The sequence below is a fragment of the Falsiroseomonas oleicola genome (assembly GCF_019029495.1).
GTDB lineage: Bacteria > Pseudomonadota > Alphaproteobacteria > Acetobacterales > Acetobacteraceae > Falsiroseomonas > Falsiroseomonas oleicola.
Genome location: NZ_JAERQM010000005.1, coordinates 1 through 20,261, shown reverse-complemented (window position 1 = coordinate 20,261; position 20,261 = coordinate 1). Strand labels below are relative to the sequence as shown.

Here is a 20,261-nt window from a genome sequence, read left to right as displayed (position 1 = left end):
CAGACAGGAAGAAGACCCAGATGGACGGCATCGCGGCACGCGTGGACCAGGCGGCGGAAGCGGGGAGCGAGGCAGCGGTCACCTTCCTGCGCGACCTGATCCGGCTGCAATCGGGCGGCGAGGAGGCGGTGCAGGCGCGCCTCGCCTCGGCGCTGGAGGATCTCGGCTGCATCGTCGAGACCCGGCGCTACCAGCCCTGCAGCATCGTGCTGCGCGACGAATTCGCCAGCGATGCGACCATCGCGGCGGAGGAACGCGCGGCGGTGCTCGCCCGCTTCCCCGGCACCGGCGGCGGCCGCAGCGTGATCTTCTTCGCCCATCCGGATGGCGAGCCCTTCAACCCGCAGCATGGCTGGCTGCACGACCCGATGGCCGGTGAGGTCGACAACGGTCGCATCCATGGCTGGGGCGTGGCGGATGACCTGGCGGGCGTCGCCACGATGGTGGAGGCGCTGCGCGCGGTGCTCGCCGCCGGGGTCACGCCGAAGGGCGATGTCATCCTTGCCTCCACGCCGTCGAAGCGCCATGCGCGCGGCGTGCATGCGCTGCTGCATGGCGGCGTCACCGCCGATGCCGCGGTCTATCTGCACCCGGCCGAATCCGGCGTGGGCATGCGGGAGGTGAAGGCACTCGCCTCCGGCCAGCTCGTCTTCCGCATCGTCGTGAAGGGCCGCCTGCCGGCGACGAACGAGCCGGGCCATGCCGCCTTCGCCCATACCGCGATCAACCCGATCGACAAGGCCACCGTGGTGCTGGCCGCGCTGCGCGCCCTGGATGCGAAGCGTGGCGCCAGCGTGCATCATCCGGCGCTGGATGCGGCGATCGGACGCAGCACCAATCTGCTGGTCGGCGACTTCAAGACGCTGGGCGATGGCCGCGCCGCGCGCGTGCCGCCGGCCGTGCAACTGTCCTGCGCCCTGTCCTTCCCGCCCGGGGAGAAGCTGGCCGATGTGAAGGCCGCGGTGGAAGCCACGCTGGCCGAGGCCCAGGCCGCCGACCCCGATCTGGATCTGGAAGTCACCTTCCTGTCCGGCGTCACCGGGGCGGAGGTGCCGCTGGACCATCCGCTCTGGGTCGAGACCAGCGCCGCGGTGCTGCGTGGCACCGGCACGGCGCCGGAGATCAACCCGCTGCACACCTCCTCCGACATCCGCAATCCGATGGTGCAGTCGGGCATCCCCTGCGTCGGCCTCGGCCCGCTCTGCGGCGACCTGACGCAGAATGGCGGGCGGGATGAATGGGTGGATGTGGCGGACTACCAACGCGGAGTCGCCGTGGTGGCGGCGCTGATCGCGGGCTGGTGTGGCGCGGAATAACCCCACGCGCGCAGTCCTGACTGGCGCGGCGCCGCAAGGCGCCGCACCCTGGCGGCGCGAACAAGGAGCGCTGCCGTGAAACTGCCCATTCCGATCAACGAGCCCGCCTGGCTGACCGAGTTCAAGTCCTTCATCATGCGCGGCAGCGTGGTGGACCTGGCCGTCGGCATCGTCATCGGCGCCGCCTTCACCACCATCGTCGGCAGCCTGGTGGAGGATCTGATCAACCCCATCATCGGTCTGCTGATCGGCGGGATCGATTTCTCGAATCTCTTCATCGTGCTGAGCGGCGAACGCCGGCCTTCGCTGGAGGCGACGCGGGAAGGTGGCGCGGCGGTGCTGGCCATCGGCCGCTTCATCAACGCCATCATCAAGTTCCTGATCGTGGCGATGGCGATCTTCTGGTTGCTGAAGGTGCTGACCAAGCTGCGCATCCGGCAGGAGGCGGTGAAGGGTCCCTCCTCCACCGACAAGCTGCTGGCGGAAATCCTGGCGGAGCTGCGCGCCCGCCCGGTCACGGCGGCGCCCACGCCTCCCCCGCCCATTCCTCCGGCACCCTGACGGCACCGGACAGGATCGCGCCGCGCAGTACCTCCAGCCGCGCGGCGAGGTCGGCGGGCACATCGGCGGCCAGCGCCAGCCGCACGGCCTCCGGCGCTTCCAGGCCGATCCGCCGGTCCGCGAATCGGTTGGCCAGGAAGGCCTTGATCGCCGCGACCATCGCCACCCCATTGTCGGCGATGGCGGAGGCGAGGAAGACAGCGTCATCCGCCGTCCAGTCGCGCACATTGCCGATGGCGCGCATCCCGGCGGCCTTGCAGGCGGCGATGGCCCCGGCGCGGCCGCCGTCCAGCATGGCGAATTGAAGGGTCGCCCCCGCCGCCGCCTGGCCTGCCGTCCAGCGCCCCGCCAGTTCCGGGTCGTGCTGGTTGCCGCAGAAGCCGGTCAGGAAGCGCGCGCCCGGATTCGCATGGGCCAGCCCAGCGGCGAAGCCGGCGCGGCCGCGCAGCCCAGGGGGCACTGGTTCGCCGGACAGATGCGCGGCCACGCCGCCCGGCGCGATCCACCAGCCGGCCAGCACACCGGCCAGGAAGGCCGACTGTTCCTGCAACACTTCGAAGCCCGCGATATTGGGGCCGGTGATGCGGCCCTGGGTGACGGCGAAGGCGACATCGGGGAAGGCGGGCGCCACCGCCGCCACCGCCTGCTCCCCCTGCCCGCCATGGGCGATCACCAGGTCGGCACGTTGCGCCGCAGCCTCGATGGTCTCAGTGCGCCGGGCGGGCACCGGCTCCCACAGCGTCTCGATCGCCACCGGCAGGGCCTCTGCGCGCGCCAAACCCTCGACGCCGGCCTGGTTGAAGGCGCCGGCGCCGGGCTGGCCGAACAGCACGGCCACGACGCGCGGCAGGCTGCTCATTGGGCGGTCAGGCCAAGCGCCTTCACCGCGCCGCCGACCACGCGCACCTCATCCGCCACATACTGCGTGAATTGCGGCTGGGTCATCGGTCGCATGGCGATGCCATGTTCCAGGATGCGGCTGCGCATCAGCGGCGAATCGAGCGCCGCCATGGTCTCGGCATGCAGCTTCGCGACGATCGCTGCCGGTAGCCCGGCGGGACCGGCCAGGCCGAGCCAGTTCTCCGCCAGCAGATCGGGAAAACCGGCCTCGGCCGTGGTTGGCACCTCGGGGGCCATCTCCTGCCGCGCCGGGGCGGTGATGGCGATGGCGCGCAGCCGGCCGGCACGGATGTTCTCCACATTCTGCGGCAGCGTGTCGAAGGACAGCGGGATGGCGCCGCCCAGCAGGTCCGCCTGCATCGGCGCGCTGCCGCGATAGGGCACATGGGTCAGCTGCGCACCGGTCTTCGCCATGAAGGCCTCGCCGAAGATATGCGCGACGGAGCCGGCGCCGGAGCTGCCATAGCCCGGCGGGGCCGCCTGCGCCTTGATCCAGGCGATCAGCCCGGCGAGGTCGGTGGCCGGCACCAGCCGCGGGTTCACCACCACCACCAGCGGCGTCGCGCCGATATAGGCAATGTGCGTGAAGCCGCCGACCGGATCATAGGGCACGTTGGCATAGATGGGCGGAGAGGTGACGATGGGCGCGGTGTTGGACAGCATCAGCGTCAGCCCATCGGCCGGCTGGCTGGCGACATAGGCCGCGCCCAGCGTCCCGCCGGCGCCGGGCCGGTTCTCCACGATCACCCGCTGCGGCAGGCGCTGGGACAGCACCTCCGCCAGCACCCGCGCCACGATGTCGGAGGAGCCGCCGGGTGGGAATGTGACGATCAGGCGGATGGTCCGACTGGGCCAGGCGGGCTGCGCCCGGGATTCACTGCTGGCGGCAAAGGCGGCGAGTGCCGCGATAACGGGCAATTGACGGCGGCGCATGGGCATGATCCTCGATCTGACCATCTTCGAGGCAATTGCCGTGCCGCGCGCGCCCGGTGCAGGCTTCCCATCATGGACCCCGAGACCCTGATGCCGCAGGCCCCCCGCCTGCTGGCCACCATCCTGCCCTCCGCCAATACGGTGGTGGAGCGCACCACCCAGGCGCTGCTGCGCGGCCTGCCGGGGGTGGTGCCGATCTTCACCCGCGTCGCCAAGCGCGGCGCGGTGGACCCCTTCCCGGACAGCTATGACTGGGACGCCCTGCTGGGCGCCGCCGACCTGCTGGCGGATGCCCGACCGGAGGTCATCATCTGGTCGGCCAGCAAGGGCGCGGTGATCGGCCTGGAGCATGACCGGGAATTGGTGCGACGGGTGCGGGAGGCCACGGGCCTGCCCTGCGAGACCTCCGGCCTCGCTTTGCTGCGGGCGCTGGCGGCGCTGAAGGCCAGGCGGGTGGCGCTGATCGGACCACATACGCGGGACTACAACCTGCGCGCCGCCAGGGGCCTGGCGGCGGAGGGGGTGGAGATGGTGGCGGAGGCCAGTCTCGGCCTGACCGATAACCTGTCATTCGCTTCCATCGGGTATGAGGCGGTGTCCGGGCTGGTGCGCCAGGTGGCGCATCCCGGAGTCGAGGCCATCATCATGTGGAACACCAATTGCGCCGCCGCCCCCCTCGCCGCAGCGATGGAGGCCGAGACAGGCATTCCCGTGCTGGATGCCACGGCGCTCGGCGTCTGGGGCGGGCTCGACCTGGCCGGCATCACGCCGCGCCCCGGGCCGGAATGGGGCCAGCTGTTCTCGATCGAGGGTCAGGGCTGATGGCGGGTGGCATCTCGGTGCATGCGGTGGATGTGGCCAGCGGCCGCACCGGGGAAGGCATGCGCGTGGACATCCATCGCATCGGCCGCGATGGCGAGCGCGAATTGGTCGCCGATGGCGTGATCGGCTCGGATGGCGCCCTGGACCACCCGATCACGACCGGCGCCGGGGTGGAGGAAGGCACCTATGAGGTGATGTTCCATATCGGCGACTTCTTCGCCGCTTCCGACCGCCCGCCGCCGCCCTTTCTCGAACTGGTGCCCTTCCGCTTCCGGGTCTTCGACGCGGCGCTGCACTATCATCTGCCGATCAAGTTCACACCCTGGGGGTTTTCGCTGTATCGCGGGGCATGAGCGAACTCCCAGGCGGCATGCCGCCCGCCACCCGCGACCTGGCCGGCCGCGCCGGCGCCCCCAGCCCCGCGAGCTGGCCCGGCCGGGCCAGGCTGGCGCTGTCCTTCGTGGTGAATGTGGAGGAAGGGGCGGAAATGGCCCTCACCTCCGGCGATCATCGCAACGAGCCGACCTATGAGGCGCGGGAGGAGGTGGTGGGCCACCCCGACCCCTGCATGGAAAGCCATTTTGGTTATGGCAGCCGCGTCGGGCTGTGGCGGATCCTGGATGCCTTCGACGCGCATGGGGTGAAGGCGACGTTTTCGAGCTGCGGGCGCGCCGTGGCGGCAACGCCGGTCCTGGCCGCCGCGCCGCATGCGCGGGGGCATGAGGTCTCGGCCCATGGCTGGCGCTGGGAAAGCCATGCCGGCATGGCGGAGGCGACGGAGCGCGCGGTCATCGCCGCCACCGTCGCGGCCATCCGAGACGCCACGGGCGAACGCCCGGTCGGCTGGCACACGCGCAGCGCATCCTCCGTCAACACAAGGCGGCTGCTGCTGGAGGAAGGCGGCTTCCTCTATGACAGCGACAATTACGACGACGACCTGCCCCGGCTGATGCCGCGCCCCGATGGCGCGCCGCATGTCCGCCTGCCCTATGCCTTCGACACCAACGACATGCGCTTCGCCCCCGGCGGCGGCTTCGTGCAGCCCGAGGATTTTTCGCGCTACTGCATCGGCGCCATCGACTGGCTGCTGGCCGAAGGCGGGCCGCGCATGCTGTCCATCGGGCTGCACCTGCGCATCATCGGCCGGCCGGCACGCATGGCCGGGCTGGACGCCGTGCTGCGGCATGTGGCGGGGCGGGAGGATATCTGGGTGGCGCGGCGCTGCGACATCGCGCGGCACTGGCTGACGCAGGAGGCCCTGTGATGCGGCTGCTCGTCGTCAACAGCAACACGACCGACAGCGTCACCGCCCGCATCGGCGCGGCGGCCCAGGCCGCGGCCTCCCCGGGCACGGTGGTGGAGGCGGTCAGCGCCCCCTTCGGCCTGCCGCTGATCGTCAGCCGCGCGGATTGGCTGGTCGCCGGCCCCGCCACGCTGGCGGCGCTCGCCGCCCGGCGCGGCAGCTACGACGCCGCGGTGATCGCCTGTTTCGGCGATCCGGGCCTCGATGCCGCCAAGGAATTGCTGGATGTGCCGGTGATCGGCATCAGCGAGGCCGCCTTCCACGCCGCCAGCATGCTTGGCCGGCGCTTCGGCGTGGTGTCCTTCACCGCGGCGTTGCGGCCGATGTTCGAGGACTGCCTGGCCCATCACGGCCTCGCCGGTCGTTGCGCCGGCTTTCGCATGGGCCCCGCCTTCGCCGGCGATCCCGGGCTGGTGGCGGAGGAACGCGCGGCGCTGCTGGTCGACCTCTGTCGCCAGTCCGTCGAGCAGGATGGGGCGGAGGTGGTGATCCTGGCCGGCGGACCGCTCGCCGGCCTCGCCCCGGTGATCGCCGATCGCGTGGCGGTCCCGCTGGTGGATGGCACGGCGGCCGCCGTGCGGCTGGCGGAGGCCCTGGTCGGCCTCGCCCCGCCCGGCGCAGCCCGCATTCGGCGGGACCGGGCGCTGACGGGTTTCGCGGCGGAGGTCGCGGCGCTCTACGCGGCGCGTTGAGCATGCGCTGGCTTGTCCTTTTTGCCCTGCTGCTGGCCGCATCGCCATCGCGCGCCGAGCCGGAGAGCCTCGCGGCCTTCCGCATCACCCCGGCCGGCCGCGAGGCCCCCGCCTCCCTGCTGATCCCCGGCTCGCATCAGCCGGAGGTCGGGCTGCTGCCGCCGGACCCCGCGATCTTCGAAGGTCGCAGCGCATTGCTGCTGGAATCGGTGGAGGATGCGGAGGATGTCAGCGACCTGCTGCGCGCCCCGCCCGGCTTCGGGGTGCTCGACCCCCTCCCGCCCGCCGAGCGCCGGCTGCTGGAGGCGGCGACGGCCTGCACCCGGCTGATCCACGAACCGCTGAGCCCGCTCGGCCTGTTCCTGGCGCTGCTGGCCGCAAGCCAGCCCCCGGCGGCGCCCTGCCCCGGCCTGCCTGCCCCACCGGCATCGGAGGGCGCCGGCACAGCCTCCGGCGGCGATCCCTGGCTGCGCCTTCTCGCCCAGCGGCGCGGCGTCCCTATCCAGGGGCTGGAGACACGGCGCGAGATGCTGCTGGCGCTGCGGGGCATGGGTGGCGATGCGGTGCTGCGGCTGGTGTCGCGGATGGCGCGGGAGATGCTGGGCGGCGGCGCGGCGCAGGCCGATCTCGCCCCGCTCGATGCTCTGATGCTCCAGGCCCTTCTGGCCGGGGATTTCGACCGGCTGCGCGCCCGCATGCTGGCGCCGATGGACTCCGACCCGATGCTGCGCGACGCCTTCGCCCGGCAGATGCTGGATGCGCGCAACCAGGTGATGGCGCGGCGGCTGGCGGCACGACTGCCCCGCGAAAGTCTGGTGGTGGCCATCGGCGCCGCCCATGCCGCCGGGCCGCGCGGCGTGGTTGCCCTGCTGCGGCAGCAGGGCTTCACGGTCACCCCGGTCCGCATCCCGACACTGCGGCCGGCGGGCTGAGCCCCCGGCACGCGGAGCGTGCCCCGCTGGTCGGCACGCGGATTGCATCGTACCGGCCCTGCAACGCCGGAGAGACATGATGACCACCCGCCGCCAGCTCCTCGCCGCCGCCATGGCCGCACCGCTCGCCGCCCCCGCTTTGGCCCAGGCGCCCTGGCCGAACCGGCCGGTGCGCATCCTCAACCCCTATGCCCCGGGCGGCACCAGCGACCTGATCATCCGCCCGCTGACGGAGCGTCTGGAACGCGCCTTCGGCCGGCCCTTCGTCATCGAGAACAAGCCCGGCGCGGGCGGCACAGTGGCCACCGCCGAAGCCGCGCGCGGCGTCGCCGATGGGCACACGCTGCTGGTTTCCAACACCGGGCCTCTGGCGGTCGCGCCGTCGCTGTTCCGCAACCTGGCCTATGACCCGCAGCGTGCCTTTTCCTGGGTCAGCATGCTCGGCGGCGCGCCGATCGTCTGCGCGGTGAAGGGCGACAGCCCGATGAACAGCCTGGCCGACTACCGGGCCATGGCGGCGCGGGCGCCGGAGACGGTCTCCTTCGGTTCCTCCGGCGTCGGCTCGGTCGGGCATCTGACCGGGGTGATGTGGGGGATGGAGGCCGGGGTGCAGATGCTGCATGTGCCCTTCCGCGGCGCGGCGGAGGCGCAGCAGAATGTCATGGGCGGCAACACCACCTCGCTCTGGGACACCTCCGGCGCCAATGCCGCGGCGATCCGCGCCGGCAGCCTGAAGGCGCTGGCAGTCTCCTCGCCGGAACGGGTCTCGGCGCTGCCGGAGACGCCGACGCTGGTGCAGTCGGGCTTCCCGGGCTCCGTCTCCACCAACTGGTTCCTGATGGCGGCGCCTGCCGGGCTGGACCCGGCCATCGCCGCGCGACTGAACGCGGAATTGCAGGCGGCGCTGGCCGATGCGGCGGTGAAGGCGCGGCTGGAGAGCATCGGCGTGGTCTCCCTCGGTGACATGAGCCCCACGAAGATTGGCGAATTCGTCGCCGCCGAGGCCGCGCGCTGGGCGCCTGTGGTGCGCGCGGCGGGCGTGACGCCGAGCTGAACCCTCCCGGCATCGGGGGTGCCGCGCATTGGCATCGCAGCCCCCCTTCGCGTCGCAGCATCGGGGTGCCAGCATGTCAGGGCACATATCGATGAGGGATCGCGGATGACCCAGCTTCCCCGGCGCGGCCTGCTCGCCGCCGCCGCCTTCACGGCCCTGGCCGCAAAGCCTTGGACATCGCTCCGGGCGCAGACCCCGCCTTGGCCGAACCGCGCTTTGCGGATCATCGTGCCCTATCCGCCCGGTGCCGGCACCGATCTGCTGGCCCGCGCCTATGGCCAGCGGCTGACGGAGCTGCTCGGCCAGCCGGTGGTGATCGAGAACCGCGCCGGCGCCAGCGGCATCATCGGCACGGAGGCCGCGGCGCGATCCCCGGCGGATGGCTATACCATCCTGATGGCCAATTCCTCCGTCCTGGCCATCAACCCGGCGATCCGTGCCAGCCTGCCCTACGACCCGGTGGCCAGCTTCGATCCGGTGGCGCTGGTCGGCGCCAATGACAGCGCGCTGGTGGTGCGCACCGCATCCCCCTTTCGCAGCGTCGCGGACCTGCTGGCGGCGGCCAAGGCGCGGCCGGGGGCGCTGAGCTATTCCTCCGCCGGCACGGGCACCTCCACCCATATGGCGGCCGAGTTCTTCAAGCAGATGGCGGGCGTGGACATCCTGCACGTGCCCTATCGCGGCAGCCCGCAGGCGGTGACGGATATGCTCGGCGGGCAGGTGGACATGACCTTCAACACGGTGAATTCCGTGATGACGGCGGTGCGGGACGGCGCGGCGCGCGCCCTGGCGACAACCGGCGTCACGCGCGACCCGCTGCTGCCGGACGTGCCGACCTTCGCCGAGGTCGGGCTGACCGGCTACAGCGCCAGCGGCTGGCTCGGCTTCGTGGTGCCGGCCGGCACGCCGCCCAACATCGTCAGCGAGCTGGGCTCCGCCATCGCCCAGGTCGCGGCCCTGCCGGGCTTCGCGGAGCGGATCGCCAATATCGGTATCAAGCCCATCATCAGCTCGCCCGCCGAATTCCGCGCCATCATCGCGCCGGAGATCGCCCGCTGGACGCAGGTGGCGCGGCAGGCGGGGGTGCAGGTGGAGTGATGCTGACCAGAGAGACGGTCAGCGGCACGCGCCACGCCGTCTCGGCGGGGCACTACCTGGCGAGTGCCGCCGGCTTCGCGGTGCTGGAGGCGGGCGGCAATGCCGTGGATGCGGGCTGCGCGGCCGGCCTCGCGCTGGGCGTGCTGCATCCGGATCTGGTGAGCATCGCCGGCGTCGCGCCCATCACGCTGCGCACGGCGGCAGGCATGGTGGAGACCATCGCCGGCGTCGGCCCCTGGCCGGCGGCGACCGATGCGCAATTCTTCCAGCGCGAGCATGGCGCCAAAATGCCGGCGGGCGTGTTGCGCACCGTGGTGCCCGCCGCGCCCTGCGCCTGGATCACCGCGCTGCAGCGCCACGGCAGCATGGGTTTTGCCGAGATCGCCGAACATGCGATCCGCTTCGCGGCGGAGGGTTTCGCGGTCTATCCGCTGCTGGCGGAGAACATCGCCAATCACGCGGCGGAGTATCGCCGCTGGCCACAGAACGCCGCCATCTACCTGCCCAACGACAGGGCGCCGGAGGAAGGCGAGCTGTTCGTGCAGGCCGACCTCGCTGCCACGCTGCGCTTCATGGTGGATGAGGAACGCGCCGCCCGGGCGCGTGGCGCCGATCGCGTGGCGGGGCTGGAGGCGGCGCGGGACGCCTTCTATCGCGGCGACATCGCCCGGCGCATGGCGGATTTCATCCAGGCCGAGGGCGGCTGGCTGTCCCGCGACGATCTTGCCGCGTTTCGTTGCCCCGTGCTGCCGCCGGTCAGCGTGCAATGGCGCGGCCGGCAGATCTTCACGGGCGGCCCCTGGTGCCAGGGGCCGACTCTGCTTCAGGCGCTGCGCATGGCGGAGCGTGCCGGGCTGGCGGAACTGCCGCACAACTCCCCCGACTATCTGCATCTGCTGGCAGAGGTGCTGAAGATCGCCTTCGCCGATCGGGAACACCATGTCGGCGATCCCGACTTCGTCGATGTGCCGCTGGCCGAGATGCTGTCGGATGCGCATGTCGCGGCGCGCGTGGCTGCCATCGACCCGGCCCGCGCCCATCCGGGCATGATGGCGCCGCTGATCGGGCGCGGCCAAGCGGTGCCACCGGCATCGGAGGCCGCCGATCCGCCGGTGGAGGCCGGAACCTCCTATGTCGCGGTGGTGGATCGCTGGGGCGGGGCGTTTTCCTCCGCGCCGTCCGATGCCTCCTGGTCCAGCCCGGTGGTGCCGGGGCTGGGCTTCGTGCCGTCGAACCGCGGCTCGCAGAACCGCACGGACCCGGCGCATCCGGCGGGTCTCGCGGCCGGCAGGCGACCGCGGCTGACGCCGATGCCGGCGCTGGCTTTGGGCGCGGATGGCAGCGTCATGCCCTTCGGCTCGCCGGGGAATGACGTGCAGCCGCAGGCGCTGTTGCAGGTGCTGATGAACCTGTTCGTCCACGGCATGTCGCCCCAGGCGGCGGTGGAGGCGCCCCGCGTCGCCAGCTACGCCTTCCCCGGCACCAGCGCCCCGCATGACCATTTCCCGGCCCGCCTCGCGGTGGAATCGCGCATCCCGGAGGCAACGCGGGATGCGCTGGCCGCGCGCGGCCATGTCATACGGCTCTGGCCGGAACGCACCTGGCTGGCCGGCTGTGTCGAGCTGGTGCGCAAGGACCCGGCGCGCGGGCTGATCTCCGCCGCCGCCGACCCTCGCCGGCCCGCCGCCGCCATCGCGATATGATGGGCGCAAGGCTGCGGCGCATCGGGGCGCTGGCGGCGCCGACCGCGCTGGTGGCGATCCTGCAGGTCACCGGGCAGCTCTCCGAAACCTGGCTCGCGGCGCGGCAGGGCACGGCGGCGCTGGCGGGCTGGGCCACGGCCCTGCCCTTCGTGCTGCTGATGCAGATGATGTCGACCGGCGCCATGGGCGGCGGCGTGGTTTCGGCCATCGCCCGCGCCCTGGGTGGCGGACGGCGGGAGGAAGCTTCCGCCATGGTGCTGCATTCGGCGCTGATCGCGCTGGCCGCCGGGCTGATCTTCGCCATCCCGCTCGGCCTGTTCCCGCGCGCCATCCTGGGCGCCATCGGCGGCGCCGCGGCGGCGGAGGCGGCGGCGCCCTATGCCATGTGGCTGTTCGGGCTGGGGGCGGTGCCGGTCTGGATGACCAATACGCTGGCCTCCGTCCTGCGCGGCGGCGGGCGGCATGCGCTGGCGGCGCGGGTGCTGGTCCTGGCCTGGCTCGCTTTGCCCTTCACCGGCTGGGCGCTGGCGGAGCCCTTCGGCATGGGCCTGGCCGGACTGGGCGCGGCGATGGCGCTGGTCTTCTGGGTGGCGACGCTGGCCATGGGCATCGTCGTACTGCGCGGCGGCGCCGGCTTCGTGCCGACGCTGCGCATGCGACCCCAGGCGGAGGTCTTCTCAAAGATCCTGTCGGTGGGGCTGGTGGCGAGCGGGCTGGCGGTGATCGCCAACCTCGCCACCATCCTGGTGACCGCGCAGATGGCGGCGCATGGGGCGGTGGCGGTCGCGGCCTATGGCATTTCGGCCCGGCTGGAATTCCTGATGATCCCGCTGGCCTTCGGCATCGGATCGGCGCTGACAGCTTTGGTCGGCCGCGCCGCGGGTGCCGGCGATTGGGCGGAGGCCCGCGCGCTCGCCTGGACCGGCGCGGCGCTGGCGCTGGCGCTGACCAGCGCGGCCGGGTTGCTGGTGGCGCTGCTGCCGGTGCAGGTGGCGTCGCTCTTCACCAGCGATCCCGCCGTGGTGGCGATCGCGGCGCGCGGGCTCGGCTATGTCGGCTTCGCCTTTGGCGGCTTCGGCCTCGGCATGGCGCTGTATTTCGCCAGTCAGGGCGCGGGGCGGATGGGCTATCCGGTGGCGGGCGCCTTGTCCCGCCTCGCCTTGGCGGTGGGCGGGGGATGGCTGCTGGCGGGGCCGCTGGGCATGGGCATCGAGGGGCATTTCCTCGGCGTGGCGCTGGGCATCACCGCCTATGGGCTGGTCACGGCGCTGGGCGTGCGCCCGGCGGTCTGGCGGGCGCGCGGCTGACGCGGCAGGATACCCCCAAGAATTGGGGGAAACGCATCCTTGGCCGAATCAGGGGAACTTGCCGCGCTGCGCGACACCGCGCGCCGCTTCGCCGAGAGCGAGGTCGCGCCACGCGCCGCCGAGTTGGACGAGAACGAGAGCTTTCCCGCCGATATCTACCGCGCCCTGGGCGGGCTCGGCCTGCTCGGCATGACGGTGCCGGAGGCGCTGGGCGGTGCCGAGGCCGGCGTCCAGGCCTATGCCATCGTCATGGAGGAATTGTCGCGCGGCTATGCCAGCGTGGCGGACCAGGTGGGGCTGGTGGAGCTGTTGGGCACGCTGCTGTCCGAACACGGCACCCCGGCCCAGCAGGCGCGCTACCTGACTCCGCTGCTGCGCTACGAGACAAGCTGCGCCTATGCGCTGACCGAGGCGGAGGCCGGGTCGGACCTGGCGAACCTGAAGACGACGGCGCGTCGCGACGGCTCCGACTGGGTGCTGAATGGCGAGAAGATGTGGATCCACATGGCCCCGCGCGCGGATTTCGCCGCGGTGCTGGCGCGCACCGATCCCGCCGCCGGGCATCGTGGCATGTCGATCTTCCTGGCCGATCTGAACGCGCCGGGCGTGGAGCGGCTGCGCAAGGAACACAAGATGGGGCAACGCGCCTCCCCGGTCGGCGGCCTGCGCTTTTCGGATGTGCGTCTGCCAGGCGATGCGCTGCTGGGGCCGGAAGGGCGCGGCTTCCACATGATGATGTCGGTGCTCGACAAGGGCCGCATCGGCATCGCCGCCCTGGCGCTCGGCATCCTGCAACGCGCGCTGGAGGAAAGCGTCAGCTACGCGAAACAGCGCGTGCAGTTCGGCAAACCCATCGCGGAGCAGCAGGCCATCCGCTTTCTGATCGCCGACATGGCGAAGGACGCGCATGCCGCCCGCCTGCTGGTGCGCGATGCCGCGCAGGGCATGGATGCGGGCCGCCGCGTGACGCTGGAGGCCAGCATGGCCAAGTGCTTCGCCAGTGATGCCGCCGTAGCCCGCACCGCCGATGCCGTGCAGATCCATGGCGGCAGCGGCTATATCCGCGGCGTGGTGGTGGAGCGGCTGTATCGCGACGCGAAGATCACGCAGATCTACGAAGGCACCAATCAGATTCAAAGGGTCATCATGGCACGCGAGATTTTGGCATGACGCGCCCCGTCGCATTGGTCACCGGCGCGCGCCGTGGCATCGGCCGGGCGAGTTGCGTGGCGCTGGCGCAGAAGGGCTATGACGTGCTCGGCTGCGACCTTGGCGAGGACGGTTTTGCCGAAACCGGCGCGGCGGTGGAAGCGGCCGGCGGGCGCTTCGCCTGGCATCTCTGCGATGTGTCGGACCTCGACGCCGTCGATGCCATGGTCGCATGGGCCTGGGGCCTATGGGGCGGGGTGGAGGCACTGGTGAACAATGCCGGCGTCGGCGCCCTGCAGCGCGGCGATCTGCTCGACGTCTCCCGCGCCTCCTGGGACCGCTGCCTCGACATCAACACCCGCGCGCCCTTCTTCGTCTCGCAGAACGTGGCGCGGCGGATGGTGGCGGCGGGGGCGCCGCTGCGGGGCAACCGCGCGCTGGTCTTCGTCTCTTCCGCCAACGCCCTGATGGCGAGTGCCGATCGCGCCGAATACAGCGCCAGCAAGATCGCCGTCAGCATGGTGGCGCGCTGCTTCGCCATCCGCATGGCGGAGGAAGGCGTGCCCGTCTACGACATCCGCCCCGGCGTGATCCGCACCGACATGACCGCCGCCGTCACCGCCCGCTACGACCAGCGCATCGCCGAGGGCCTGTCCCCGGTCCGCCGCTGGGGCGAGGCGGAGGATGTCGGCAATGCCATCGCCGCGCTGGTGACGGGGGCGATTCCCTTCTCGACCGGCGATGCCTTCCACATCGATGGCGGGCTGCACATGCACCGGCTGTAGTCAGCCGACGAGGCGCTGCGCCAGATCGAACAGCAGCGCCTCGCTGCCATGGCTGCCGACCAGTTGCACGCCGATCGGCCGGCCATCGGGATGCGGCTGGCCCGGCACGGTCAAGCCCGGCCAGCCCATCGCATTCACCCAGGTGGCGAAGACATTCTGGGCGCGCGCATGGCCCGGCTGGTCGTCGATGATGGCGGGGAATTCCTGCTCCACCGGCCAGGCGGGCGCCGCCGCGCTCGGCAGCAGCAGGGCATCATGCGCGCCCCAGCGCGCCGAGACATCGGCACGGAAGGTCGCGAGCCGGTCCAGCGCCTCGACATATTCGGCCGCCGGCATGGCCGCGCCGCGCCGCGCCATGGGCTTCAGGGAATCGCTCGCCTCGGCCTCCCATCGCGCCGGGAAGCGGGCGGCCATGCGGGCGACGCCCGCCGCCGTCAGCACGCCCCAGATGTCGCGCAGCGCCGCCAGGTCGTAGGGGACGGTGCAGGGCACCACCTCGCAGCCCTGCGCCGCGAGGCGCGCGGCCGACTCCGCCACGGCCTGTCGCACCGCCGGGTCCACCAGCTCCCCCTCGATGGCCGCGCAGCAGCCGATCCTCGGGCGCCGGCCCGGCCCGGCCATGGGCTCCGGCGGCTGGCGCTGGGAGGTCGGGTCGCGCGCATCCGGCCCCGCCACCGCCGCATAAAGCAGCCGCAGATCCGCCAGGGTCGCCGCGATCAGCCCCACCGCCTGGAAATCCAGCGCCATGGCCGGAAAGCCGTGCCGCCGCGCGATGCGGCCATTGGAAGGCCGCAGCCCGACCAGGCCGGTATAGCCCGCCGGCAGGCGGGTGGAGCCGCCGGCATCGGTGGCGATCGCCAGCGGCACCATGCCGGCGGCGACCGCCGCCACCGCCCCGCCGCTCGATCCGCCCGGCGTCAGCGCCGGGTCCAGCGGGTTGCGGGTATGGCCGGTCAGGGGGCTGAAGCAGCGGCCCGACAGGGCGAATTCCGGCGTGCTGGTCTTGCCGAGGATCATCGCGCCGGCGGCGCGCAGCCGCTCCACCACGATGTCATCCTGCGCCGGCACGAAATCGGCGAAGAAGCGGCTGCCCCAGCGCGCCGGCATCCCCGCGACATGCAGATTGTCCTTCACGCTGACCGGCACGCCATCCAGCGGCCCCAGCGCCACCCCGGCGCGGTGCCGCGTCCCCGAGGCCGCGGCCGCCCGGGCCGCACCCTCCGGGTCCAGATGCACCCAGGCATGCAGGGTGCCGTCCAGCGCCGCGATGCGGTCGAGGCAGGTTCGCAGCAGCGCCTCCGGCGTCACCGTGCCGTCGGCCAGTCGTGCCGCCATGCCGGCCGCGGTGTCGCGGGGGAACAGGGTCAGGGTCATCGGGCGCTCCTCATCCGTCATCATATCGCGCGGCCATCGGCCAGGGCGGATCGCGTCAGCAGCACCGCCAGCGCGGCGGCCTCGCGCAGCAGCAGCCGCGCCACCCGTTCCAGCCGGGGCGGCGCCAGCCGTTCCGAGATCGCCACCACCGAGAGCGAGGCCGCCGGCACGCCGCGATGCGGCGGGACCGGCACCGGCGCGGCGACGCCGCGATAGCGCGCCACGAAGCGGCCGGTGCTGACGGAATAGCCGTCGCGCCGCGCCTGTTCCAAAGCCTCCCGCACCTTGGCGTCGGTCAGGCGGTAGCGCGGGAAGCGGACGGCATTGCCGGCCAGGGCCAGCTCGGCCTCCGCCGGCGGCATTCCGGCCAGCACCGCCAGCGCGCCGGCGCCGACACCCAGCGGCCGGCGGTTGCCGATCTCCAGCGGCAGCGCCTTGATCGGGAAGGTGCCCTCGCAGCGATCCAGGCACAGCGCATCCTCTCCGCTGCGGATGGTGAGGTAGACGCTGTCGCCGCTCTGCTCCGCCAGCCGCTCCAGGCTCGGCCGGCACAGCGCCCGCAGGTCGAGGCGCGGCGCGGCGGCGAGGCCCAGCTCATACAGCAGCGGCCCGGGCCGGTAGGTCTTTCCCGAAGCCTCCTGCGCCAGCATCTGCTCCCCGACCAGCGCCTGGAGGATGCGGTGCACGGTGGGGCGCGCCAGGCCGGTGGCGACCGCGAGGGCGCCGAGGGAGGCGCTCTGGCCGCGCGCGGCCGCGATCTCCCGCAGCAGCGCCGCGACGCGGTGGATGGTCTGCGCCCCGTCGCGCGCCGGCGGCGCGGATGGGGCGGCAGGGTTCAGGTCAGAGTCCACAATACGGAAACCCGGTTGAATCCTTGCTCATGCAGCGGCAAGCATACATGGCAACAAGGATGGCGGTCGCTTCATGGTCCACATGGTGGACTCCCAGCCGCACCGCCACGCTGCAAGGAAAATGCCCCGTCGCTCGGCCAATCTCGGACCGGGAGATGCTCACCATGCCTGACCCTCGCCACGCCACCCTCCATCGCCGCGCCCTGCTGGCCAGTGCCCTCATGGCCGGTCCCGCCTTCGTGCCGGGCCTCGCCCATGCCCAGGGCCAGGGCTTTCCGAACCGCACCCTGCGCCTGATCGTGCCCTTCCCGCCGGCCGGCGCCGCCGATGTGATGTCGCGCGTGGTGGCGGAGGCCGCGCGCGCGGCGTTCGGCCAGAACGTCGTGGTCGAGAACCGCTCCGGCGGCGGCGGCACCATCGGGACGGAGGCGGTGATGCGCAGCCCGCCGGATGGCTACGCCCTGCTGATGGGCAACCAGTCCACCCATTCCATCAATCCGGAAATCCGCGAGAATCCCGGCCTGGACCCGGCGACGATGGTGCCGATCGCCTCGGTGGGGAATGTCGCGCAGGTGCTCTACGTCCGCCCGAGCCTCGCCGCGCGCTCGGTGCCGGAGCTGATCGCGCTGGCCAAGGCGCGTCCTGCCCAGCTCACCTACGGCACCGCCGGCATCGGCACGGGCGGGCACCTGGCGATGATGCTGCTGGAAGCCCATGCGGGCATCGAGCTGAACCACATCCCCTTCCGCGGCACGGCCCCCGCCACGGCCGCCGTGCTCGCCGGGCAGATCGACATGATGATCGACACCATGCCGACCGCCCTGCCGCATATCCAGAACGACGCCGTGCGCGCGCTCGCCGTCACCACCACCACGCGCCACGCCCGGCTGCTGCAGGTGCCTTCCCTGACCGAGTCCGGCTTCAACGACTATGAGGCGGTGTTGTACTATGCGCTGTTCGCCCCACCCGGCACGCCGGATGCGATCGCGGCGCGGCTCGGCGAGGGCTTCGAGGCGACCGTCGCCCAGCCCGCCGTCGCCAACCGCCTGAACGAGATGGGATGCGATCCGCTTCCCGTGGCGCGCGCCGACCTCGCCGCCCATGTCGCCGCCGACCGCGCACGCTGGGGGGCGGTGATCCGCCGCGCCGGCATCCGCATCAGCTGACCCCGAGAGGAAACAGAACCATGGAATTCGTCGATCTCAGCCGCGAGATCTTTCACCGCACCCAGACCCATCCCTCCCACCCCCCGGTGGTGATGACGGTCTGGAACGACCATTCGGAACCGAAGCGCGCCGGCAACACCACCTTCACCAGCAAGGCGCTGTCGATCGCCTTCAGCGACCATGCCGGCACGCATGTGGATGCGCCGGTGCATTTCGACCCGCGCCCCGATGCGCTGTCGATCGACCAGGTGCCGCTGGAGAAGTTCTACACCTCCGCCTTCTGCATCGACCTCTCGCACCTGCCGCTGAAGACGGCGGCGACGCTGGAGGAGGTGCAGGCGGCGGTGGCGAAATCCGGGGAGACGATCCGCCCCGGCGACACGGTGCTGATCCACATGGGGACCAACGACCGGCTGCTCGGCAAGCCCGGCTATGCGCATGACTTCCCGGGCCTGTCGCTGCCGGCGATCCATTGGCTGGCGGGCCAGGGCATCGGCATGTTCGGCGTGGAGGCGATCAGCCCGGCACCGGAGGGTGAGCCGAATTTCCAGGCGCATATGGCCTGCGCCGAACTCGGCATCACCCACATGGAATGCCTCGCCAACCTGGACAAGCTGCTGGGCCGGGGCCGCTTCACCTTCATCGGCTTCCCCCTGCGCATCCGCGGCGGCACCGCCAGCCCGATCCGCGCGGTCGCGATGTTCCCCTGATCGGCCGGGATCCTGCCAGAGGCCTGAAGCCCGCCGCGACATGCGGGGGCTTCAAGGCCAAGGCCGGATTGATGCCGCTGCCGGGCCATGCTGCCGCGCGGTGAGGCGGAGATCGCGGCGAGCGACCATCCACGCGCGATCGCCGCTGCGCTACGGCCCGTCATCGCGACGGCCTGGTTCGGTCGGCTCCGGCTCCTTCAGCGCAAGGGCGCAGCAAGCTCTCGCGGCCGACATCGGGCTCCCCAATCCGGATCTCCGCCTGCTGGCACCGCAGGACCCGGGGGCCTGGGCGTCGCTGCTGTCCGCGGCGGCGCGCAGGCCGCGTGCGGACGAACGTGTCGATCAATCTCCCGGGACGTGATGCATCGGGCCGCGTCGCCGCGTGGAAAGCATGCGCGGGGGCAGAACCAAGGTCCTCAGGGCCCGTTCAGGATGCACACAACCGACGAGGATGCTGAAATGATCAAATGGGCCGTCATATTCGCCGTCGTGGCGCTGGTGCTTGCCGTGCTTGGCTTCGGGGGCCTGGCCGGAGCGGCCATCGAGATTGCCAAGCTCCTGTTCTGGCTGGCCATCATCATCGCCGTGATCCTGTTCGTCCTGGGTTTGACGATCTACAAGAAGGTCACCTAGGCCCGATCAAGGCACCGGGCCGCACCCTTGCGGCCCGGACTGGCCGGCGCGGCCCCGGATGAGGGGCTGTGCCGGCTTTGCCACGGCTATCGGGCGGTTTTCGCCTGCAGGCTCCCGGGCCAGATGCTGCGCCGGCTGTTCCGCCGCCCAGTGCAGGAGAATCGCCGCGGCGAGCGACAGCGGCAGCAGCAACCCGATGCGCCATTCATGCACCAGCGACCAGAGCACCGGGTTCAGCCCGTTATCCGGATCTGTGTTGAGCAGCATGGCCTGCCGCAGCACGGCATCGCCCGTCGGCGCATTGGCCCAGGTGGCCGCGGCAAAGTCGGGCAGTTCATCCGGCAGCGGGCCGGTCCAGGTCATCTGCCACAGCAGCCAGGACACCAGCACGGACAGAACCACCGGCGGCGCCAGGCGCAAGGCACGTTGCACGGCGAAGGCCAGCCAGGGCGTCGGGCGCCGCATCAGCCCGAAGACCAGCACGTAGCCACTCAGGAGAAAGAAGAAGATCACCGCCGGGCGGCCCAGGGCCAGGCTGCGGAGCGGTGTTTCCTCGAGCAGCCAGTCCACCGCGCCCAGCGCATCGCCCGGCGCGCGCGGCAGCAGCAGCCAGGCGTGATGCAGCAGCAGCACGACCGCGGCCACGCCCCGCAAGGCATCGAGTTCGGTCAGCCGCGAGGACTGGGCGGGCATAGGCAATGCGGGCTCCTGTGGATGTGTCGGGCGAGCGCGTGGCGCTGCATCGCCCCTGTGCACATCAGAACCGCCCGGCGAGCGGACCGTTCGGTCCTGTTCCGCGCGAAGGACAGCTTCGCTGTCGCGTTCAACAGCCCGAACGGAATGTCCGGATCCGCGATCGCGCTGTGCCGCGCCGCCTAGACCCGTTTCACCGAAAGCGAAGACGGTGAAACGGCTCCAGCCTCCTGCTCCAACGCATTTTCCGAGTCGCCTTGCGAAGCCGCAGGGTTTGAA

At 71.8% G+C, this 20,261-nt stretch carries 21 protein-coding genes; 16 read left to right on the top strand and 5 right to left on the bottom strand.

Annotation, left to right across the window (positions count from 1 at the left end; genetic code table 11):
* Positions 1 to 20: 20 nt before the first annotated feature.
* Positions 21 to 1,316: a M20 family metallopeptidase gene (locus JJQ90_RS16690; protein ID WP_216877378.1), complete on the top strand. Its 1,296-nt coding sequence runs from the start codon at positions 21 to 23 to the stop codon at positions 1,314 to 1,316.
* Between the two features lie 75 nt (positions 1,317 to 1,391).
* A complete protein-coding gene (gene mscL / locus JJQ90_RS16685) occupies positions 1,392 to 1,877 on the top strand; it encodes a large conductance mechanosensitive channel protein MscL (RefSeq protein WP_329959459.1) in 486 nt (161 codons plus the stop codon).
* On the opposite strand, the gene JJQ90_RS16680 is transcribed toward mscL, so the two are convergent.
* Together JJQ90_RS16680 and JJQ90_RS16675 are read right to left on the bottom strand one after the other, a co-directional pair.
* Positions 1,831 to 2,736: a BMP family ABC transporter substrate-binding protein gene (locus JJQ90_RS16680; protein WP_216877377.1), complete on the bottom strand. Its 906-nt coding sequence runs from the start codon at positions 2,734 to 2,736 to the stop codon at positions 1,831 to 1,833. The genes mscL and JJQ90_RS16680 overlap by 47 nt on opposite strands.
* Positions 2,733 to 3,710, bottom strand: coding sequence for a Bug family tripartite tricarboxylate transporter substrate binding protein (locus JJQ90_RS16675; RefSeq protein ID WP_216877376.1), 978 nt, complete (start codon positions 3,708 to 3,710; stop codon positions 2,733 to 2,735). The genes JJQ90_RS16680 and JJQ90_RS16675 overlap by 4 nt, the downstream gene beginning before the upstream one ends.
* A 72-nt stretch (positions 3,711 to 3,782) precedes the next feature.
* Between JJQ90_RS16675 and JJQ90_RS16670 the strand changes: the two genes are divergently transcribed.
* The 11 genes from JJQ90_RS16670 (at position 3,783) to JJQ90_RS16620 (ending at position 14,555) form a co-directional block, all read left to right on the top strand.
* The gene (locus JJQ90_RS16670; protein WP_216877375.1) at positions 3,783 to 4,532 is read left to right on the top strand and encodes an aspartate racemase/maleate isomerase family protein; all 750 of its coding nucleotides are present in this window, start codon (positions 3,783 to 3,785) and stop codon (positions 4,530 to 4,532) included.
* Complete coding sequence (locus JJQ90_RS16665; RefSeq protein ID WP_216877374.1) at positions 4,532 to 4,885, top strand: hydroxyisourate hydrolase; 354 nt, start codon at positions 4,532 to 4,534, stop codon at positions 4,883 to 4,885. Before JJQ90_RS16670 ends, JJQ90_RS16665 begins: the two co-directional genes overlap by 1 nt.
* On the top strand, positions 4,882 to 5,796 hold the full coding sequence (locus tag JJQ90_RS16660) for a polysaccharide deacetylase family protein (protein ID WP_216877373.1): 915 nt from the start codon (positions 4,882 to 4,884) through the stop codon (positions 5,794 to 5,796). The genes JJQ90_RS16665 and JJQ90_RS16660 overlap by 4 nt, the downstream gene beginning before the upstream one ends.
* Positions 5,796 to 6,527, top strand: a complete 732-nt coding sequence (locus JJQ90_RS16655; protein WP_216877372.1) for an aspartate/glutamate racemase family protein — start codon at positions 5,796 to 5,798, stop codon at positions 6,525 to 6,527. Before JJQ90_RS16660 ends, JJQ90_RS16655 begins: the two co-directional genes overlap by 1 nt.
* A gap of 2 nt (positions 6,528 to 6,529) precedes the next feature.
* On the top strand, positions 6,530 to 7,459 hold the full coding sequence (locus tag JJQ90_RS16650; protein WP_216877371.1) for a TraB/GumN family protein: 930 nt from the start codon (positions 6,530 to 6,532) through the stop codon (positions 7,457 to 7,459).
* Between the two features lie 79 nt (positions 7,460 to 7,538).
* Positions 7,539 to 8,513 (top strand): Bug family tripartite tricarboxylate transporter substrate binding protein, encoded by a 975-nt coding sequence (locus tag JJQ90_RS16645; RefSeq protein WP_216877370.1) that lies wholly within the window; start codon positions 7,539 to 7,541, stop codon positions 8,511 to 8,513.
* A 105-nt stretch (positions 8,514 to 8,618) separates the two neighbouring features.
* Positions 8,619 to 9,611 carry a Bug family tripartite tricarboxylate transporter substrate binding protein gene (locus tag JJQ90_RS16640; protein ID WP_216877369.1) on the top strand — a complete coding sequence of 331 codons (993 nt, stop codon included), beginning with the start codon at positions 8,619 to 8,621 and terminating at the stop codon, positions 9,609 to 9,611.
* Entirely contained in the window at positions 9,611 to 11,314 is a 1,704-nt protein-coding gene (locus JJQ90_RS16635; RefSeq protein WP_230410785.1) for a gamma-glutamyltransferase family protein, read from the top strand. The genes JJQ90_RS16640 and JJQ90_RS16635 overlap by 1 nt, the downstream gene beginning before the upstream one ends.
* A complete protein-coding gene (locus JJQ90_RS16630; RefSeq protein ID WP_216877367.1) occupies positions 11,311 to 12,621 on the top strand; it encodes an MATE family efflux transporter in 1,311 nt (436 codons plus the stop codon). The genes JJQ90_RS16635 and JJQ90_RS16630 overlap by 4 nt, the downstream gene beginning before the upstream one ends.
* Before the next feature lie 39 nt (positions 12,622 to 12,660).
* Positions 12,661 to 13,791: an acyl-CoA dehydrogenase family protein gene (locus tag JJQ90_RS16625; protein WP_216877366.1), complete on the top strand. Its 1,131-nt coding sequence runs from the start codon at positions 12,661 to 12,663 to the stop codon at positions 13,789 to 13,791.
* Positions 13,788 to 14,555 (top strand): 3-ketoacyl-ACP reductase, encoded by a 768-nt coding sequence (locus JJQ90_RS16620; RefSeq protein WP_216877365.1) that lies wholly within the window; start codon positions 13,788 to 13,790, stop codon positions 14,553 to 14,555. Before JJQ90_RS16625 ends, JJQ90_RS16620 begins: the two co-directional genes overlap by 4 nt.
* On the opposite strand, the gene JJQ90_RS16615 is transcribed toward JJQ90_RS16620, so the two are convergent.
* The gene (locus tag JJQ90_RS16615; protein WP_216877364.1) at positions 14,556 to 15,929 is read right to left on the bottom strand and encodes an amidase; all 1,374 of its coding nucleotides are present in this window, start codon (positions 15,927 to 15,929) and stop codon (positions 14,556 to 14,558) included.
* Positions 15,930 to 15,949: 20 nt separating this feature from the next.
* Positions 15,950 to 16,780, bottom strand: a complete 831-nt coding sequence (locus JJQ90_RS16610; protein WP_216877363.1) for an IclR family transcriptional regulator — start codon at positions 16,778 to 16,780, stop codon at positions 15,950 to 15,952.
* A 164-nt stretch (positions 16,781 to 16,944) separates the two neighbouring features.
* On the opposite strand from JJQ90_RS16610, the gene JJQ90_RS16605 reads away from it, so the two are divergent.
* The 3 genes from JJQ90_RS16605 (at position 16,945) to JJQ90_RS16595 (ending at position 19,289) form a co-directional block, all read left to right on the top strand.
* Complete coding sequence (locus JJQ90_RS16605) at positions 16,945 to 17,946, top strand: Bug family tripartite tricarboxylate transporter substrate binding protein (RefSeq protein WP_216877362.1); 1,002 nt, start codon at positions 16,945 to 16,947, stop codon at positions 17,944 to 17,946.
* 20 nt (positions 17,947 to 17,966) lie between these two features.
* Positions 17,967 to 18,656, top strand: a complete 690-nt coding sequence (locus JJQ90_RS16600; protein ID WP_216877361.1) for a cyclase family protein — start codon at positions 17,967 to 17,969, stop codon at positions 18,654 to 18,656.
* 459 nt (positions 18,657 to 19,115) lie between these two features.
* Complete coding sequence (locus JJQ90_RS16595; RefSeq protein WP_216877360.1) at positions 19,116 to 19,289, top strand: DUF1328 domain-containing protein; 174 nt, start codon at positions 19,116 to 19,118, stop codon at positions 19,287 to 19,289.
* Between the two features lie 6 nt (positions 19,290 to 19,295).
* On the opposite strand, the gene JJQ90_RS16590 is transcribed toward JJQ90_RS16595, so the two are convergent.
* Entirely contained in the window at positions 19,296 to 19,982 is a 687-nt protein-coding gene (locus JJQ90_RS16590) for an acyltransferase family protein (protein WP_216877359.1), read from the bottom strand.
* Positions 19,983 to 20,261 lie beyond the last annotated feature (279 nt).

Excerpts from the sequence above, each read along its gene's own strand:
- JJQ90_RS16690 (WP_216877378.1), top strand. The coding sequence starts at position 21 with ATGGACGGCATCGCGGCACGCGTGGACCAGGCGGCGGAAGCGGGGAGC.
- JJQ90_RS16680 (WP_216877377.1), bottom strand. The coding sequence starts at position 2,736 with ATGAGCAGCCTGCCGCGCGTCGTGGCCGTGCTGTTCGGCCAGCCCGGC.
- JJQ90_RS16675 (WP_216877376.1), bottom strand. The coding sequence starts at position 3,710 with ATGCGCCGCCGTCAATTGCCCGTTATCGCGGCACTCGCCGCCTTTGCC.
- JJQ90_RS16670 (WP_216877375.1), top strand. The coding sequence starts at position 3,783 with ATGGACCCCGAGACCCTGATGCCGCAGGCCCCCCGCCTGCTGGCCACC.
- JJQ90_RS16665 (WP_216877374.1), top strand. The coding sequence starts at position 4,532 with ATGGCGGGTGGCATCTCGGTGCATGCGGTGGATGTGGCCAGCGGCCGC.
- JJQ90_RS16660 (WP_216877373.1), top strand. The coding sequence starts at position 4,882 with ATGAGCGAACTCCCAGGCGGCATGCCGCCCGCCACCCGCGACCTGGCC.
- JJQ90_RS16655 (WP_216877372.1), top strand. The coding sequence starts at position 5,796 with ATGCGGCTGCTCGTCGTCAACAGCAACACGACCGACAGCGTCACCGCC.
- JJQ90_RS16650 (WP_216877371.1), top strand. The coding sequence starts at position 6,530 with ATGCGCTGGCTTGTCCTTTTTGCCCTGCTGCTGGCCGCATCGCCATCG.
- JJQ90_RS16645 (WP_216877370.1), top strand. The coding sequence starts at position 7,539 with ATGACCACCCGCCGCCAGCTCCTCGCCGCCGCCATGGCCGCACCGCTC.
- JJQ90_RS16640 (WP_216877369.1), top strand. The coding sequence starts at position 8,619 with ATGACCCAGCTTCCCCGGCGCGGCCTGCTCGCCGCCGCCGCCTTCACG.
- JJQ90_RS16635 (WP_230410785.1), top strand. The coding sequence starts at position 9,611 with ATGCTGACCAGAGAGACGGTCAGCGGCACGCGCCACGCCGTCTCGGCG.
- JJQ90_RS16630 (WP_216877367.1), top strand. The coding sequence starts at position 11,311 with ATGATGGGCGCAAGGCTGCGGCGCATCGGGGCGCTGGCGGCGCCGACC.
- JJQ90_RS16620 (WP_216877365.1), top strand. The coding sequence starts at position 13,788 with ATGACGCGCCCCGTCGCATTGGTCACCGGCGCGCGCCGTGGCATCGGC.
- JJQ90_RS16615 (WP_216877364.1), bottom strand. The coding sequence starts at position 15,929 with ATGACCCTGACCCTGTTCCCCCGCGACACCGCGGCCGGCATGGCGGCA.
- JJQ90_RS16605 (WP_216877362.1), top strand. The coding sequence starts at position 16,945 with ATGCCTGACCCTCGCCACGCCACCCTCCATCGCCGCGCCCTGCTGGCC.
- JJQ90_RS16600 (WP_216877361.1), top strand. The coding sequence starts at position 17,967 with ATGGAATTCGTCGATCTCAGCCGCGAGATCTTTCACCGCACCCAGACC.
- JJQ90_RS16595 (WP_216877360.1), top strand. The coding sequence starts at position 19,116 with ATGATCAAATGGGCCGTCATATTCGCCGTCGTGGCGCTGGTGCTTGCC.
- JJQ90_RS16590 (WP_216877359.1), bottom strand. The coding sequence starts at position 19,982 with ATGCCCGCCCAGTCCTCGCGGCTGACCGAACTCGATGCCTTGCGGGGC.